Raw genomic sequence first — 15,197 nt, forward strand, 5'->3', positions numbered from 1 at the left:
TGAAAACGTTAAATTGATGAAAAAATTAGGGTTTTTCCCCATAAATACCTTCGACTCATAAGGATTAGAGGGGCTGCATATGACTTGCCTATACGACCATCTCTTCTTTCAGAGCCCAAACTAACGCGACGACCCAACCGACTAGGGACCATCCCAAGAACAAATTGAGGGCAAAGATGGCGCCAGAATTAGCCCTTTTCTTGTTAAATGCAATGGCAAACGGCAAAAAATAGAATAGAGAGATTAGCGTAAGCAGAACTGCAAATAGAAGGCGCATGTGGTCTAAAAAAAGACTTATGGATAAAGGAAACTTAATATTACAGATTTTCAATTTTGTCCTGGTTGACCCCTCTGTCGTTATAATTACTTTTTCCAACAGAGCTTAAGCGATGACCAAATACGTTTTTGTCACTGGTGGTGTGGTTTCTTCTTTAGGGAAAGGAATCGCAGCTGCCTCGCTTGCCGCGATTCTCGAATCCCGCGGCCTGAAAGTCACCCTCCTAAAATTAGACCCCTATATCAACGTTGATCCGGGCACTATGAGCCCACTGCAGCACGGCGAGGTTTTCGTTACCGAAGACGGCGCAGAAACTGACTTGGATTTAGGGCACTACGAGCGCTTCGTATCTGCAAAGATGCGCAAAAGTAATAACTTCACTACCGGACAGATTTATGAGTCCGTGATTAGCAAAGAGCGTCGCGGTGAGTACCTGGGTAAAACAGTGCAAGTTATTCCGCACATCACTAACGAGATTCAAGCATTTGTCGAGCGCGGTGCAAAAGCAAGTCATGATGGCAAAGCAGATGTTGCTATTTGTGAAATCGGTGGCACCGTTGGCGATATTGAGTCCCTTCCATTTTTGGAGGCTGCAAGGCAGATGAGCTTGCGCTTGCCACTTCACGACTGCGCCTTTGTTCATTTGACACTTGTGCCTTATATCAACAGTGCTGGCGAATTAAAAACTAAACCTACACAGCACTCCGTACAAAAGTTACGCGAGATTGGCATCATGCCAACCGTATTGCTCTGTCGCGCTGATCGTCCGATTCCAGAAGATGAACGCGCGAAGATTTCATTATTCTCAAATGTCCGTGAAGAAGCAGTGATTTCGGTGTGGGATGTAGATACGATTTATAAAATTCCTGAAATGCTGCATGCACAGGGCATGGATGATTTGATTTGCCGTGAGCTTGAATTAAAAGCCAAACCAGCAGATCTTTCTGTCTGGGCCAACTTGGTTTATGAGATGGCTAACCCACAACACGAAGTCACCATCGGCATGGTTGGTAAGTATGTGGAGCTAACGGAGTCCTATAAATCCCTGATTGAAGCATTGCGTCATGCTGGTATTCATACTCATACACGCGTCAACATCAACTACATTGATTCTGAAGACATAGAAAAAGATGGTGTTGATTGTTTGCGAGATCTAGATGCCATATTGGTTCCTGGCGGCTTTGGTAAGAGGGGCACAGAGGGTAAGATTGCTGCCATTCGCTATGCCCGTGAAAATAATGTTCCGTATTTAGGCATTTGCCTTGGAATGCAACTCGCTGTGATTGAATTTGCTCGTCATGTTGCTAACCTTACTAAGGCAAACAGTACCGAATTTGATCCGCAATCTGATCAGCCCGTTGTAGCCCTCATTACTGAATGGCTTGATAGGGAGGGGCGTGTTGAAAAGCGCACGAATGATTCTGATTTAGGCGGTACCATGCGTCTTGGTTCACAACGTTGCCCAGTGAAGACTGGAACGTTGGCTCATCGTATTTATGGAGCTGAAGTAAACGAGCGTCATCGTCATCGCTATGAAGTTAACAATACCTATGTTCCTCAATTGGAGCAGTCTGGCTTAATTATTTCTGCCAGAACGCCAAATGAAGAGTTGCCAGAAATGATGGAATTACCATCATCAATTCACCCCTGGTTCTTTGGGGTGCAGTTCCATCCAGAATTTACCTCGACTCCACGTGATGGACATCCATTATTTTCAGCCTTCATTAGTGCTGCGCTAGTTCATCAAGAGCTCGCTGAAAAGCAAGTGGCATAAAGGAAAAAATATGAGCACATTTAAGCTATGTGGCTATGACGTGGGTTTGGATCGTCGCTTCTTTTTAATAGCTGGACCCTGTGTAATAGAGTCAGAACAATCTGCCATTGATATTGCTGGCCAATTAAAAGAAATCACTGCTGCTTTAAAGATTCCATTCATCTACAAATCTTCATTTGATAAAGCCAATCGCTCATCTGGCACATCGTTCCGCGGTTTGGGGATGGAGAAGGGCCTTGAGATTTTGGCTAAGGTGAAGAAACAGGTTGGTGTATCAGTTCTGACGGATGTTCATGACATCAACGAGATTGCAGATGTAGCTAGTGTTGTAGATGTTTTGCAGACACCAGCATTTCTTTGTAGGCAGACCGATTTTATTCGCGCCTGTGCTCAGAGCGGTAAGCCAGTGAATTTCAAAAAAGGGCAATTCCTTTCACCTCACGAGATGCTGAACGTGATTGAAAAGGCTCGTGCTGCAGCATCAGAAAAAAACCTTCCAGACCAATTTATGGTTTGTGAACGTGGCGCATCTTTTGGATATAACAACCTCGTTTCTGATATGCGCAGCTTGGCTATTTTGCGCGAATCTAAGGCGCCTGTAGTATTTGATGCAACACATTCAGTTCAGTTGCCTGGAGGCCAAGGAAGCTCTAGTGGCGGTCAACGAGAGTTCGTGCCTGTTTTAGCTCGTGCTGCTGTTGCTGTTGGTATCAGCGGCCTTTTTATGGAAACACATCCAGATCCTGCCAAGGCTTTATCCGACGGTCCCAACGCTGTGCCATTGGATCGCATGAAAGAGTTGCTTGCATCATTGGTTACCCTTGATGACGTTGTTAAATCAACCGGGACTTTTTTGGAAGATAGTTTTAAGTAACTTTAAGTAATTTCGTTAAACCCATTTCATATTGTTTTAAGGAGAGGTGCATGAGCGCCATTGTTGACATCATCGGCAGAGAAGTTCTGGATTCACGCGGCAACCCAACAGTTGAGTGCGATGTATTGCTTGAATCGGGGGTTATGGGTCGCGCAGCCGTTCCTTCGGGTGCATCAACAGGTTCACGCGAAGCGATTGAATTGCGTGATGGCGATAAGGCTCGTTATTTAGGTAAAGGCGTTCTGAAGGCCGTTCAAAATATCAATATTGAAATTGCTGAATCCATTCTTGGCTTGGATGCAAGTGAGCAAGCGTTCTTAGATCGCACTTTGATCGAATTAGATGGCACACATAACAAAGCGCGCTTAGGCGCTAATGCAACCCTAGCTGTTTCAATGGCCGTTGCTAGAGCTGCTGCAGAAGAGGCTGGATTACCTTTGTATCGCTATTTTGGCGGCTCAGGCGGCATGCAGTTGCCAGTTCCAATGATGAATATCGTCAACGGCGGTGCTCATGCTAATAACAGTTTGGATATTCAAGAATTCATGGTAATGCCAGTTGGCGCTGAAAATTTCCGTGATGCTTTGCGCTGTGGTGCTGAGATTTTCCATGAACTTAAAAAGATTTTAGGCGCCCAAGGAATGCCAACTACAGTGGGTGATGAAGGCGGCTTTGCTCCTAACTTTAAGAGCAATCATGAGTGCTTGCAAACGATAATGAAAGCTATTGAAGGCGCAGGTTACCAAGCTGGTGAAGACGTTCTATTGGCCCTTGATTGTGCTGCTAGCGAATTCTATAAAGATGGTAAATATCATTTGGCTGGCGAAGGCTTACAGCTCAGCTCAAGCGAGTTCTCAGATTATCTTGGCAACTTAGCAGATCAATTCCCAATCGTTTCGATTGAGGATGGCATGCATGAGAGCGATTGGGATGGTTGGGCAGATATCACCAAAAAGCTTGGCAAGAAAATTCAACTGGTTGGAGATGATTTATTTGTAACTAACACACGCATTCTTAAAGAAGGCATTGAGAAGGGTATTGCTAACTCAATCTTGATTAAGATTAACCAAATCGGTACGTTAACAGAAACATTTGCAGCCATCGAAATGGCTAAACGCGCAAATTACACTGCAGTGATTTCACATCGCTCTGGTGAAACTGAAGACAGCACTATTGCCGATATTGCGGTGGGAACAAATGCTGGCCAGATTAAAACTGGTTCATTGTCTCGCTCAGATCGTATTGCAAAATACAACCAACTCTTGCGTATCGAAGAAGATTTGGGTGATGTGGCGACCTACCCAGGTAAGTCAGTCTTTTATAACCTTAAGCGCTAATCTTAAGTTCTAAAAGCGATGCGTATTGTTATCTACTCCATGCTGGTATTGCTGATAGCAATCCAGTACCCGCTTTGGTTGGGTAAGGGTGGGTGGCTCAAAGTGTATGAGATGGAACAGCAAGTAGAGCTTCAAGAGGCTAAAAATAGCCTCTTGGCTCTGCGTAATGCCAAGTTAGCTGGTGATGTAAAAGATTTAAAGGACGGCACCCGCGCAGTTGAAGAGCGTGCACGTGTTGAGCATGGCCTCATTAAAGAAGGTGAGTTCTTTGTGCAAATTCTGCCTGCAGATAAATCGGGCGACGCTAAAGCTACAAAACAGTAAGTCGATGTATTCTCAGTGGCCGCTAGAAGGTGGCCTTGTGGCATCACTCAATAAATCAGTTTTAAATACCTGCAGGCAATCAACTGCATCAAAGCGATAGGGCTTTGCGCAAAAATCACACACAGTTTCAACAGCGCCTTGCTCCTCAAGAATGCTCTTAACCTCATCCTCACCAAGCATGCGCAAGATATCTGCCACTTTACTGCGTGAGCATCTGCATGAAAACCGAATGGGGCGGGCAGGGAAGCTGCGAACACCGCTTTCAGCAGACTCTTCCAGAAAGAGGCGTCTCAAAATAGTCTCTGGCGGAAGCGTTAACAACTCTTCATTGGTAATTGTTTCTCCCAGAGTTTTAATGCGTGACCATCCTTCTGCAGCTACCTGAGGGTCGAGGTGAGCGTGACCGCCTGAATTCGGTAGGCGTTGAAGTAGTAAGCCGCCAACCTGGGTATCGCTCGATGCAAGCCAAATCTTCGTATCCAGCTGCTCAGAATTCTGCATGTAGAGTGCAATCGCTTCAGCAGCGCTAGAAACCGGCTTTATAACTGCGCCTTGATGGTCCTGTAAGGCCACGATACCTTGATAAGGGGGTTGACCAGGCTCACGATCAGACGGGTCTAGAGTAATTACGAGTCTGCCGCTCTGACTGACGTCCAACAGTTCTGCAAGGGTTGCATCAGGCGCTATTTCGGAAGGATCTACAGACAATTTCACTGTAGCCCTCATTGATAAATCTGATTTACATTCAACGACCAAGAGCTGAATTGGGCCCTTGCTTTGGGCTTGAATAATGAGGGTGCCATCAAACTTGAGGCTAGCGCTCAACAAGGTGGCAGCGCCTACGAAATCCCCTAAAATTCGACGGACAGCTGGGGGGTCATTGCGACGCTCCAAAACAGCCTGCCAAGCACTTCCAATAGAGACGATTTCTCCTCTGACTGGGGCGCCATCACACATAAAGACTAGTAATTCATTCATAGAGCAAAGTATCCACTTTTTTTAGGATTTAGTCATATGAAGCACGACCTGAGATAATGTGATTTATGCATATTCGTACACGATTCGCCCCTAGTCCCACGGGCTTTATTCACCTGGGAAATCTTCGTAGCGCGCTCTATCCATGGGCGTTTGCGCGTCACAATAAAGGAGACTTCATTCTTCGGATTGAAGACACCGATCTTGAGCGCTCCACTCAAGAGGCTGTAGATGTCATTATCAAAGGCATGTCCTGGCTGGGTCTTGATTTAGATGAAGGCCCCATTTATCAGATGCAGCGGATTGATCGGTATCGCGAAGTTGTAAAGCAGATGCTCGAATCTGGATTGGCTTACCCATGCTATATGAGCGAGGATGAGCTTAATCAACTGCGTGATCAACAAATGGCCAATAAAGAAAAGCCACGCTACAACGGTCTGTGGAGGCCTGAGCCTGGCAAAACATTACCCCCTGTCCCAGAGGGTGTGAATCCAGTAATACGCTTCAAAAATCCCATTGGTGGCTCAGTTATCTGGAATGATGCAGTGAAAGGTCAAATTGAGATTAGCAATGATGAGTTAGACGACTTAGTGATTGCAAGACCTGATGGAACGCCAACCTACAATTTCTGTGTTGTGATTGATGACATGGATATGAAGATTACTCACGTTATTCGCGGCGATGATCACGTCAATAACACCCCTAGGCAGATCAATATCATGAAGGCGCTAGGTGGCACGCCGCCTATTTACGCTCATTTGCCAACGGTTCTGAATGATTCAGGTGAGAAGATGAGTAAACGCAATGGTGCAATGAGTGTTCGCGACTACCAGAAAGCGGGCTATCTACCTGAAGCCATTCTGAATTATTTAGCGCGCCTCGGATGGTCACATGGCGATGCTGAAGTCTTCACTAAAGAGCAATTTGTCGGCTGGTTTGATTTGGAAAGTTTAGGGCGATCTCCGGCGCAACATAACCCGGAAAAATTACTTTGGCTTAATCATCAATACATTCAGAATGCAGATCCCGAGAAATTAGCAGCAGCAACAAAGCCTTTTGCTCATGACTTAGGTATTGATACTGAAGCAGGACCAGATTTTGTCAAAGTAGTGGGGCTACTAAAAGACCGCGCGAATACTTTGATTGAAATTGCAGAAGGGGCGAAACTGTTCTACTTGCCAGCCCCCGATTTAAGCGCAGATCAAATCAAAGAAAATATCCCTGAATCAGTTGTTCCCGCGTTAAAAGATTTGGTCAGCGCCATCGCGTCATCAGAGTCAACAAAAGAGGGATATGCCGCTGCATTTAAGCAAGTTTTAGCCAAGCATCAACTCAAAATGCCGGCTTTGGCGATGCCAGTTAGATACGCTTTATTTGCCACAACCCAAACCCCGGCGATTGATTCTGTGCTGGTGGTATTGGGCAAAGAAGAGGCTATTCAACGGCTCTCCAAGGTCATCCACTAGAGAATTTGCGCACCTGCACAAAAATAGGATAAAATCTTGGATTGTTTTGAGTGTCTTGTAGTTTTATCGCGAGAATTCGGGGGTATAGCTCAGCTGGGAGAGCGCTTGCATGGCATGCAAGAGGTCAGCGGTTCGATCCCGCTTATCTCCACCAAGCATTTAAAATAGCAGTTTGCAGTAGTCCAGGTCCCCATCGTCTAGAGGCCTAGGACATCACCCTTTCACGGTGAGTACGGGGGTTCGAATCCCCCTGGGGACGCCAGATTCTTCTGGTAGTTGTAAAGATGTATGATGTTGTGTTACTCGATGTATTTTGGAGCGGTAGTTCAGTTGGTTAGAATATCGGCCTGTCACGCCGAGGGTCGCGGGTTCGAGTCCCGTCCGTTCCGCCAAGACATTTAGAAAGCCCCCTTAATAGGGGGCTTTTTTTATTACTTCAATTCTTTTTCAACTCAAAGAATTGAGCCCCGAGATCACTTCTTGGGTGTAGTTATTGAAGCAGCCATTGCATCAAAATAAATTACCTTTACTTGCTCGCCAACTTTGACGTCAGCCAAGAGAGCAGGGTTCTTTACGGTGACAGTAGTGATCTTGCCGCTTGGCCCCTTAACAGAAACCAACTTTTTCTCACGATTTACCTCAACAATATCGGCAACTATCGTTGTTTGGTTGGTAATTGTTTCAGAAGGCTTCTCATTTGCCTTTGATTTCGTAACTGTATTTGTTTCTACCTTGGTGCGAACGCCATCGCTCTTGGTTTTGATCAACTCAATAGCAACTGCCAACTCGTAGTTAACGTTAACGCGGTCGCCTTTTTTAATCTGATCAAAGTTCTTAATATCTGGGCCGGCAACAAATTTAGACTCTCCATCTTTATTCTTAAATGTAATGGTACGAGTTTTCTTGTCAACCTTAACTACTTCACCTTCATACAGCTGATATACGTTATCAGTAACGGCGGCATCAATAATAGTTGGTTTTGCTGCTTCAGCTTTAGGAGCAGATTGGGCTATGGCAACTGTTGTGCCGAATAACGCTGCAAGCATCAAAGCTATCGGTGCAAATTTTTTATTCATTTTCTTCCTTAAATTAGTAACTACCTCAGTTAATCTTAGCCTACTTTTGGCTCTAGATTGGGTATTTAATGTTGATATCACGCCGAAAGAGTCATTCTCTTTAGGTTTGTTAAGATGATTGATTACATTGACTTAATCACAAAGGATGTGAAATGCCGCAGTTTGCTGCCAATCTGACCATGCTATTCAATGAATATCCTTTTATGGAGCGGTTTGAGCAAGCTGCTAAATCAGGATTTAAGGCGGTGGAATTTCTCTTTCCTTATGCATACTCAGCTCATGAAATTCGTCAGCAGCTAGATAAAAATAATCTTCGCTTGGTTCTGCATAACTTCCCACCAGGAGACTGGGATGAAGGTGAGCGAGGTATTGCTTGTTTGCCGGATCGTGTGGAAGAATTTCAGGCCGGCGTCTCTAAGGCAATCGAATATGCAAAAGCACTTAGCGTAAATCAACTCAATTGTTTGGCCGGAATAGCTCCTGAGGGGGTTGAGCTAGGACTGCTGCGCAAAACATTTATTGCAAACCTAAAGTATGCTGCAGCGGAGTTAAAAAAAACCAATATTAAATTACTCATTGAGCCGATTAATACTTTTGATATTCCTGGATTTTATTTATCAAAAACTGAGCAGGCACTAGATATCCTGAATGAAGTTGGTTCTGATAATTTATATATCCAATATGACATCTATCATGCACAACGCATGGAGGGTGAACTTAGTAAAACGCTAGAGAAAAATATTACTAAGATTGCCCATATTCAGCTGGCCGATAATCCCGGTCGACATGAGCCTGGTACAGGCGAAATTAATTACGCACACTTATTTAAGTTAATCGATAAGCTTGGCTATGCAGGATGGATAGGCTGTGAATACAAGCCAGCAAATCAGACCGAGGCTGGATTAGGTTGGATCAAAGCGCTAACAAATTGAAATAAATACTCCTTAGGATTCATATATGTCTTTAACATTAATCGTTTACCTTCACGGTTTTCGCTCATCACCACGCTCAAGTAAAGCAGTAATGACAGGTGATGCAATTAAAGCCTTATCTACCCCGGAAAATCCGATTGAGTGGTATTGCCCTCAGCTTGTAGCCTCTCCTAAAGCAAGCATGGATATGGTTAATTCTCATATCAAAGGCTCAAAGCATGATCGTCTGGTGGTAATTGGATCCTCTTTGGGTGGTTACTATGCAAATTTCTTGGCTGAGAAATATGGCTGTAAAGCCGTTGCACTTAACCCAGCTGTAAGGGCACCCAAAGAATTGGCATCACATGTTGGCATGCTCACTTCCTACGATACGGATGAGCCGTACGATTTTCGGCCAGAATATATTGATGAGTTAGAAGCCTTACAGGTAGAGTCTATTAGTGAGCCATCCCGCTATTTTTTGATGGCAGCCAAAGGGGATGAACTTCTCGATTGGCGTGAGATGGTTGATTTTTATAGAGGCGCCGAGCATCTAGTTCTTGATGGTAGCGACCATGGCATTGCAGACTATCCGGAGCATTTGCCTAGAGTATTAAAGTTCATAACCAAATAGCTTGATTGATTGCAGCCATCTTCTTCTGTAAGATGATCCAAACGACCGTTATCACTCGATGTGGTCTAGAAAGGAGAGTCTGTGCTGAGCATCTTGAAATTAGACGCAGGTGGAATTCCCCAGGGCTGGGTAAATCCTGAAGAAGCTACGAAGCAATATGCTGATAGCAGCGTCTTATGGACTCTAGGTGATCCTATATTCAAAATGCGTGGTGGCATTTCTCGCGCAACTGGACAGCAATCCGTCATTGAACTTCACTCCATCATCGCAGTAAAAGGTAGCGCCAAAATTAATCTGTTTGATGTGGTGCCTGTCATCACTAAACATAAGCTTTATAAACGGGATAAAGGTTTATGCGCGTATTGCGGTGATGCGATCCATGAAAATAATGCTGAAGCAGAGCACATCATTCCCAATAGTCGCGGTGGTCAATATAGCTGGATGAATTTAGTTATTTCATGTAGGCCATGTAATCAACGCAAAGGAAATCGTACTCCAGAGCAAGCTGGTATGGGCTTGTTGTATACACCCTATTTACCAAGTCTTTATGAAGACATGATTCTGAAGGGGCGAAATATTTTGGCCGACCAGATGGATTTTTTAGCAGCCAACCTTCCCAAAACTAGCCGCCTTTTGGAGGGCTTGTCCTGAGTTTAGAAAGAGGGTGGGGCGGCGACCTTCGCTTTCCCAAAATTAAATCATTACGAATTTTTCTTGCGGCCCTGCTGCTTTCGATAGTTGGGCACTTCGTATTGTTTTTTGGCATACCGTTTTTCTCATTCAACGATCCCCAACCTATTGCGGATGATCTCATTATTAGAACGGAGCTAAAAGCAGAGCCGCCTAAGAAGATTCAATTGACTAAGGCTCCTAAAAAGAAGGTTGAGAAACAAAACGTTTCCTCAAATTCTCAAGCTGAAGCCAATGCAAGCGGCAGCGGAAATCTAGCTGCAAATGGCGATCAGTCTGGAGTTGCATTCAAATTGCCGGAATCGGGAGTTATTTATTACGATACGTATGTCGATGGCCAGCAATATCAAACTGGCGAGATTGATTGGATTGTTGAGGGCAATAGCTATCGCCTATATATCAACATTCCCTACGCATTTGTTGGCCCGTTTGTTTTTGAATCTCGCGGATCGGTAGACTCCTATGGGATTGCGCCAAGTATTTACTGGACACAACGTGGCACGAAACCACCACGCTACTCTCGCTTTGATCGAAATGAAAAAGGGGAAGGGCAGATGTACTTTTCAGAAAAGCCAGAATTTACGCCTGCAATCATGCCTGGCACTCAAGATCGTTTCAGCCTGTTATTTCAGCTAGCATCGCTGTTGAATGGTAATAGCAAGATGGATGAAACTGGCTCAATCCGCAGCATTCCTGTTGTGGACTACAACACTTTGGAAATGTGGAATTTCAAGAGTTACGGCGAGACTCTATCTGATGATATCCCGAGCATGGGCAAGACAATCAATCGTCACTATGCACTCATGCAGCGTGAAAACGATCCATACAAACGCCAGGTTGATATCTGGCTTGCCAAAGATCTCGAATGGCTTCCAGGCCGGATACGCTCACTGGAGTCTAATGGCAGGGTCTTAGAGTTGGTATTTAAGCAAAAGAACCCATTACCAGTTGGCACAAAGCCTTAGCTTTATAAGCCTGTTCCTGATTTAGGATTTTGATCTTGCTCGTTATGTCCTAGCAACGCCCCCATCATGGTGTATAGAGCGGCCCCTGACATTGAGACAGCGAAAATACCCGAAAATGAGATGATGATGGGGAGAATGCGCCATTGTTCAGTTAGCTTGTAATCACCATAACCAACCGTTGTATACATTTCCCCAGCAAAGTAGAAGGTTTGAGGATTGGTAGGGAAAACCTTCAATGCAACGCATATGTACGCCCAAACGATGATTTCAGCAAAATGTATGCAAATAACCAAAAGAATGGCAATGAAATAAGACAGGAAGCTAGCGCCAAAAATTCGACGTCTAGACATGAAATTATCGATTGCATGAAATGCGCCGGCTATGCCCAAAACCGCAACTGCATGAATGGCCAGCATTAGGCATGCACAAACTACAACAACCCAGATATGACGATTTCCCATATCGGCATTGATTTCACCAAAGAGAGTGGAAAAGCTAGGTAGGTCAGTATGTTGAAATAAGTTAAACATGGTCGTTGGTGATGTATTGGATTACAGAAGTATCTTATTTGACATAATAATGATTATACGCAAATTAGTTAATTAGGACCTGGGAGGCTCAAGCCCTCTGGGCCATTTGTATGGCTGCTTATAAAGCTTGCGCCAGCGTGCAACTAAACCTTCCGCTATCCAAGGCTTTTCATATATAGCAGCTATATCTATAGCACTAAGCCCCTGGGAATTGCGTAATTGCAGATCAGCACCTTTATCAAGCAACAACTTAACCAGCACTTCATTGCCGGATTGAACTGCCATCATCAATGGTGTTGTATTTCCTTGGCTTAATGAGTCTATCGAGGCGCCGTTTGCAATAAGAAACTGAGCGATATCAAGATGACCATTGGCGCACGCATAATGCAATGGAGTCCAGCCAATATGGTTAATTTGAGCCTTTCTCTGCAAAACAAGGCTTTTAACAACAGGCAAATTACCGCTAATGGAAGCAATCATCAAAGGCGTTTCTCCAGAATTATTGGAGAGGTCTACATCGGTTTCTTTATTGGCAATTAAGAAGTTAATTACGTCGTCAGATCTATCTTTAATCGCAAGATTGAGCATGGGGTCGCCCTTAGAGTCCGTTACATTCGGGTTAACACCCTTTGAAATCAGGCTTTTGACGGCAGATACATCGTTAAACTTGGCCGCTTTAGCGAATTCCGTAATTTGTTCTGCTGTTTGGCCATGCGACAGCCCAAAATACATTGTTGAGAGCACAAAATAGGAAGCATAAATATTAAACTTCAATCTCATAATTGTTCTCTATCTATTTGAAAACAATCATAAAAATTACCAGCTGTTTGCTTGGCCAGCACCTCAATAGGTACACCCTTTAGATCCGCAATAAATTCACCTACCTTGGAAACCCATGCAGGTTCATTGGTTTTGCCGCGATATGGAATTGGCGCTAAATAAGGAGAGTCGGTCTCTATCAGCATACGGTCCAATGGCACCTGTCTGCATGTATCTTGTAATTCTTTCGCGCTTTTGAAAGTCACTATTCCTGAAAAGGAGATATAAAAACCCATCTCCATTGCAGCCTTTGCCACTTCAAAGGACTCTGTGAAACAGTGCATTACCCCACCGATTTTCTGAGCGCCCTCTTCTTTCAGGATCTTGATGGTGTCCTCAGAGGCTGAGCGCGTATGAATGATTAATGGCTTCTTGGAGGCTATTGATGCCCTGATATGCGTTCTAAAACGGTTACGCTGCCATTCCATGGATTCATAGCTACGATCCCCCATGCGATAGTAGTCAAGTCCGGTTTCACCAATAGCAACTATCTTTGGGTGTTTTAAAGCTGTATCCACTAGAAATTCCAGGCTCGGCTCGGGCGTATCCTCGTAATCAGGATGCACGCCAACGGATGCATAAAGATTGGGGTGATCCTGAGCCAACTTTAATACATTCGGGAAGTCTGGCAAATCAACGGATACGCATAAGGCATGGCTTACTTTGGCAGACTGCATATTAGCCAGAACCTCTGGCAATCGAGATTGAAATTCCGGGAAATCGAGGTGGCAGTGGGAGTCTATAAACATGACCCCTATTTTAGTCCGCCCAAGGGCAACTTAAGAGCCAAATATCTGCTGATATTGTGAAAGTAATGCCTCTAATTGAATTTTATTTGCAAGAGGGTGATTCTCGTGTCTACGCGCTTGCACTAGAGATTTCCAAAAATTATGCAACTTTTGTACATTAGCCAATTTGGATAGACCCTGAAGCACGATTAAATGCTTTGGGTAATAACGTGGCACTCCGCCCTGTGCAACGGACTGCAGGTCGGATACCCAGCGTTGCATGCTAGCTAGTAGGAGGGAATATTGCGCCTTATGTGTTTTTTCGGCGGCATCAAGCCAGTTGAGTCTTGCGCCCTGAGCCATGGACTGGAGCAAATAACGGGAGGCTTGGATTGATATGGTTAGCTCGTCCTTGTCGTCCTTATTATGTTGCGCAATGAGGGAGCTCAGAACCGAAAATGGCGCCCCACCCTGTTCATCATAGATATTCTCTACATCTGCATCGACCGTCTTTAACCCTGCAATTTCATTCAGTTGAGATTTCAGCCAGGCAACGCCTACCACGCGATTTGGGCGTGGCGCCGTTAAGAGGCGGCAACGTGAGCGAATGGTTGGCAATACGCGATCCAATCTATCGGCAAGCAATATAAAGATAGTATTTTTGGGTGGCTCTTCCAAAGACTTCAATAATGTATTGGCAGAATCAGAGCGAAGCATTTCTAGTGGATAAATTAATATCACGCGATTACCGCCGCGATGAGAGCCAATAGACAAATTCTCAAGAGCATGTCGCGTTTCTTCAATCGAGATATTTTTCTTTTCTTTTTTCTCGCTTGGTTCACTGTCGTCGTCACGCATAGCCTTTCCCTTCTTGGGCGAATCGTCGCCCTCGTATTCAGCGTGTGGCAGAAGCTTGCGATGGGTCTCAGGTACGAGAGAAATAAAATCCGGATGATTGCCTGTATCAAACCAATGGCAGGCTTCACATTGATTGCATGGTTTTACGGATCTATCATCATTCTCGCAAAGTAGCGCTTTAGCTAGCTCAATCGAAAAAGCGAACTTACCAATTCCGGACTGGCCATGTAGCAATACGGCATTTGGAAATTGATCAAAATCCAGACCATCCCAAAGAGGCTGAAGCCAAGGCGCTATTTGAGTCTTTTGTTTCACTTAAAAAGCAATCCGAATCTGTTTTAAACCATTCCAAATTGCCTCAGGCGTTTGTGTTGCATCCACCAGATGAAAGCGCTTAGCATTTTCCTTTGCTCGGCGTAGATATTCTTGGCGAACTCTTTCGAAAAAAGTTAAGTCCATTTTTTCAAATTTATCTGGTGCACGAACCTTTGAGCGGCGAGCCTCCGCAACCTCACCAGGTAAATCAAACAAAATAGTTAAGTTGGGCTGCAAGAGTGAACCATCAGGTTGGCCTTGAACCCAACGTTCTAACGCATTTAATTTTTCCAAACTTAAACCCCGGCCTCCTCCTTGGTATGCAAAGCTAGCATCTGTAAACCGATCGGATATCACTATCTTGCCTGCTTGAAGAGCGGGTTCAATGACCTGGGCTAGATGTTCGCGTCGTGCCGCAAACATGAGTAAGGCCTCCGTCTCTAAATTCATTGGCGCATCTAAAAGCAAGTTACGAAGCTGCTCACCTAAAGCAGTTCCTCCAGGCTCACGCGTCATTACCACCTCTTTATCTGGATAACGTTCTTGCATCAGATTGCGAAAAGCATAGACATGGGTACTTTTTCCTGCTCCATCGATTCCTTCGAAGCTGATGAAATATCCTGTATGCATTGATGTCATATGAA

17 protein-coding genes and 3 tRNA genes are annotated in these 15,197 nt (G+C 44.6%); 12 read left to right on the plus strand and 8 right to left on the minus strand.

The features are described 5' to 3' along the window. Positions 1-88: 88 nt before the first annotated feature. Positions 89-277, minus strand: a complete 189-nt coding sequence (locus ICW03_RS05265; RefSeq protein WP_215349853.1) for a superinfection immunity protein — start codon at positions 275-277, stop codon at positions 89-91. A gap of 112 nt (positions 278-389) precedes the next feature. Between ICW03_RS05265 and ICW03_RS05270 the strand changes: the two genes are divergently transcribed. From ICW03_RS05270 to ftsB, 4 genes are read left to right on the plus strand one after another with little or no spacing between them, the layout of a single operon-like run. Then, positions 390-2,051 carry a CTP synthase gene (locus ICW03_RS05270; RefSeq protein WP_215349856.1) on the plus strand — a complete coding sequence of 554 codons (1,662 nt, stop codon included), beginning with the start codon at positions 390-392 and terminating at the stop codon, positions 2,049-2,051. A 10-nt stretch (positions 2,052-2,061) separates the two neighbouring features. Then, positions 2,062-2,925, plus strand: a complete 864-nt coding sequence (gene kdsA, locus ICW03_RS05275; RefSeq protein ID WP_215349859.1) for a 3-deoxy-8-phosphooctulonate synthase — start codon at positions 2,062-2,064, stop codon at positions 2,923-2,925. 50 nt (positions 2,926-2,975) lie between these two features. Then, a complete protein-coding gene (gene eno, locus ICW03_RS05280) occupies positions 2,976-4,262 on the plus strand; it encodes a phosphopyruvate hydratase (RefSeq protein ID WP_068322856.1) in 1,287 nt (428 codons plus the stop codon). 18 nt (positions 4,263-4,280) lie between these two features. Then, positions 4,281-4,586: a cell division protein FtsB gene (gene ftsB, locus ICW03_RS05285; RefSeq protein WP_215349862.1), complete on the plus strand. Its 306-nt coding sequence runs from the start codon at positions 4,281-4,283 to the stop codon at positions 4,584-4,586. A gap of 12 nt (positions 4,587-4,598) precedes the next feature. Here the strand turns inward: ftsB and ICW03_RS05290 are convergent, their stop codons facing one another. Further along, positions 4,599-5,564: an Hsp33 family molecular chaperone HslO gene (locus tag ICW03_RS05290; RefSeq protein WP_215349865.1), complete on the minus strand. Its 966-nt coding sequence runs from the start codon at positions 5,562-5,564 to the stop codon at positions 4,599-4,601. A 65-nt stretch (positions 5,565-5,629) separates the two neighbouring features. On the opposite strand from ICW03_RS05290, the gene gltX reads away from it, so the two are divergent. The 4 genes from gltX (at position 5,630) to ICW03_RS05310 (ending at position 7,419) form a co-directional block, all read left to right on the plus strand. Beyond that, positions 5,630-7,027: a glutamate--tRNA ligase gene (gene gltX, locus ICW03_RS05295; RefSeq protein ID WP_215349867.1), complete on the plus strand. Its 1,398-nt coding sequence runs from the start codon at positions 5,630-5,632 to the stop codon at positions 7,025-7,027. 78 nt (positions 7,028-7,105) lie between these two features. Next, positions 7,106-7,181, plus strand: a tRNA-Ala gene (locus ICW03_RS05300). A gap of 32 nt (positions 7,182-7,213) precedes the next feature. Beyond that, positions 7,214-7,289, plus strand: a tRNA-Glu gene (locus ICW03_RS05305). Between the two features lie 53 nt (positions 7,290-7,342). Next, a tRNA-Asp gene (locus tag ICW03_RS05310) sits at positions 7,343-7,419 on the plus strand. A gap of 81 nt (positions 7,420-7,500) precedes the next feature. Here ICW03_RS05310 and ICW03_RS05315 read toward each other — a convergent pair. After that, positions 7,501-8,103 carry a hypothetical protein gene (locus ICW03_RS05315; protein WP_215349870.1) on the minus strand — a complete coding sequence of 201 codons (603 nt, stop codon included), beginning with the start codon at positions 8,101-8,103 and terminating at the stop codon, positions 7,501-7,503. A 152-nt stretch (positions 8,104-8,255) separates the two neighbouring features. Between ICW03_RS05315 and otnI the strand changes: the two genes are divergently transcribed. From otnI to ICW03_RS05335, 4 genes are all read left to right on the plus strand, one after another. Next, the gene (otnI, locus tag ICW03_RS05320; protein ID WP_215349873.1) at positions 8,256-9,035 is read left to right on the plus strand and encodes a 2-oxo-tetronate isomerase; all 780 of its coding nucleotides are present in this window, start codon (positions 8,256-8,258) and stop codon (positions 9,033-9,035) included. Between the two features lie 25 nt (positions 9,036-9,060). Then, on the plus strand, positions 9,061-9,648 hold the full coding sequence (locus ICW03_RS05325; protein ID WP_215349876.1) for a YqiA/YcfP family alpha/beta fold hydrolase: 588 nt from the start codon (positions 9,061-9,063) through the stop codon (positions 9,646-9,648). A gap of 81 nt (positions 9,649-9,729) precedes the next feature. After that, positions 9,730-10,299: an HNH endonuclease gene (locus ICW03_RS05330; RefSeq protein ID WP_371819914.1), complete on the plus strand. Its 570-nt coding sequence runs from the start codon at positions 9,730-9,732 to the stop codon at positions 10,297-10,299. A gap of 101 nt (positions 10,300-10,400) precedes the next feature. Then, positions 10,401-11,303, plus strand: a complete 903-nt coding sequence (locus tag ICW03_RS05335; protein WP_251374476.1) for a DUF3108 domain-containing protein — start codon at positions 10,401-10,403, stop codon at positions 11,301-11,303. A 2-nt stretch (positions 11,304-11,305) separates the two neighbouring features. Here the strand turns inward: ICW03_RS05335 and ICW03_RS05340 are convergent, their stop codons facing one another. The 5 genes from ICW03_RS05340 to tmk all read right to left on the minus strand — a co-directional run bounded on the left by ICW03_RS05340 (position 11,306) and on the right by tmk (position 15,192). Beyond that, positions 11,306-11,833, minus strand: coding sequence for an ion channel (locus tag ICW03_RS05340; protein ID WP_215349879.1), 528 nt, complete (start codon positions 11,831-11,833; stop codon positions 11,306-11,308). 72 nt (positions 11,834-11,905) lie between these two features. Continuing rightward, complete coding sequence (locus ICW03_RS05345) at positions 11,906-12,613, minus strand: ankyrin repeat domain-containing protein (RefSeq protein WP_215349882.1); 708 nt, start codon at positions 12,611-12,613, stop codon at positions 11,906-11,908. Then, positions 12,610-13,401: a TatD family hydrolase gene (locus ICW03_RS05350; RefSeq protein WP_215349885.1), complete on the minus strand. Its 792-nt coding sequence runs from the start codon at positions 13,399-13,401 to the stop codon at positions 12,610-12,612. The genes ICW03_RS05345 and ICW03_RS05350 overlap by 4 nt, the downstream gene beginning before the upstream one ends. A gap of 30 nt (positions 13,402-13,431) precedes the next feature. Beyond that, positions 13,432-14,553 (minus strand): DNA polymerase III subunit delta', encoded by a 1,122-nt coding sequence (locus ICW03_RS05355; RefSeq protein ID WP_215349889.1) that lies wholly within the window; start codon positions 14,551-14,553, stop codon positions 13,432-13,434. Beyond that, positions 14,554-15,192 carry a dTMP kinase gene (gene tmk / locus ICW03_RS05360; protein WP_371819915.1) on the minus strand — a complete coding sequence of 213 codons (639 nt, stop codon included), beginning with the start codon at positions 15,190-15,192 and terminating at the stop codon, positions 14,554-14,556. Between the last annotated feature and the right edge of the window lie 5 nt (positions 15,193-15,197).

The organism is Polynucleobacter sp. MWH-Aus1W21, from assembly GCF_018687275.1.
GTDB lineage: Bacteria > Pseudomonadota > Gammaproteobacteria > Burkholderiales > Burkholderiaceae > Polynucleobacter.

What these genes read in the sequence shown, in the direction of transcription:
- kdsA (WP_215349859.1), top strand. Translation starts at nt 2,062, where the DNA reads ATGAGCACATTTAAGCTATGTGGCTATGACGTGGGTTTGGATCGTCGC.
- ICW03_RS05345 (WP_215349882.1), bottom strand. Translation starts at nt 12,613, where the DNA reads ATGAGATTGAAGTTTAATATTTATGCTTCCTATTTTGTGCTCTCAACA.
- ICW03_RS05325 (WP_215349876.1), top strand. Translation starts at nt 9,061, where the DNA reads ATGTCTTTAACATTAATCGTTTACCTTCACGGTTTTCGCTCATCACCA.
- ftsB (WP_215349862.1), top strand. Translation starts at nt 4,281, where the DNA reads ATGCGTATTGTTATCTACTCCATGCTGGTATTGCTGATAGCAATCCAG.
- ICW03_RS05290 (WP_215349865.1), bottom strand. Translation starts at nt 5,564, where the DNA reads ATGAATGAATTACTAGTCTTTATGTGTGATGGCGCCCCAGTCAGAGGA.
- otnI (WP_215349873.1), top strand. Translation starts at nt 8,256, where the DNA reads ATGCCGCAGTTTGCTGCCAATCTGACCATGCTATTCAATGAATATCCT.
- gltX (WP_215349867.1), top strand. Translation starts at nt 5,630, where the DNA reads ATGCATATTCGTACACGATTCGCCCCTAGTCCCACGGGCTTTATTCAC.
- eno (WP_068322856.1), top strand. Translation starts at nt 2,976, where the DNA reads ATGAGCGCCATTGTTGACATCATCGGCAGAGAAGTTCTGGATTCACGC.
- ICW03_RS05265 (WP_215349853.1), bottom strand. Translation starts at nt 277, where the DNA reads ATGCGCCTTCTATTTGCAGTTCTGCTTACGCTAATCTCTCTATTCTAT.
- ICW03_RS05270 (WP_215349856.1), top strand. Translation starts at nt 390, where the DNA reads ATGACCAAATACGTTTTTGTCACTGGTGGTGTGGTTTCTTCTTTAGGG.
- tmk (WP_371819915.1), bottom strand. Translation starts at nt 15,192, where the DNA reads ATGACATCAATGCATACAGGATATTTCATCAGCTTCGAAGGAATCGAT.
- ICW03_RS05350 (WP_215349885.1), bottom strand. Translation starts at nt 13,401, where the DNA reads ATGTTTATAGACTCCCACTGCCACCTCGATTTCCCGGAATTTCAATCT.
- ICW03_RS05315 (WP_215349870.1), bottom strand. Translation starts at nt 8,103, where the DNA reads ATGAATAAAAAATTTGCACCGATAGCTTTGATGCTTGCAGCGTTATTC.
- ICW03_RS05340 (WP_215349879.1), bottom strand. Translation starts at nt 11,833, where the DNA reads ATGTTTAACTTATTTCAACATACTGACCTACCTAGCTTTTCCACTCTC.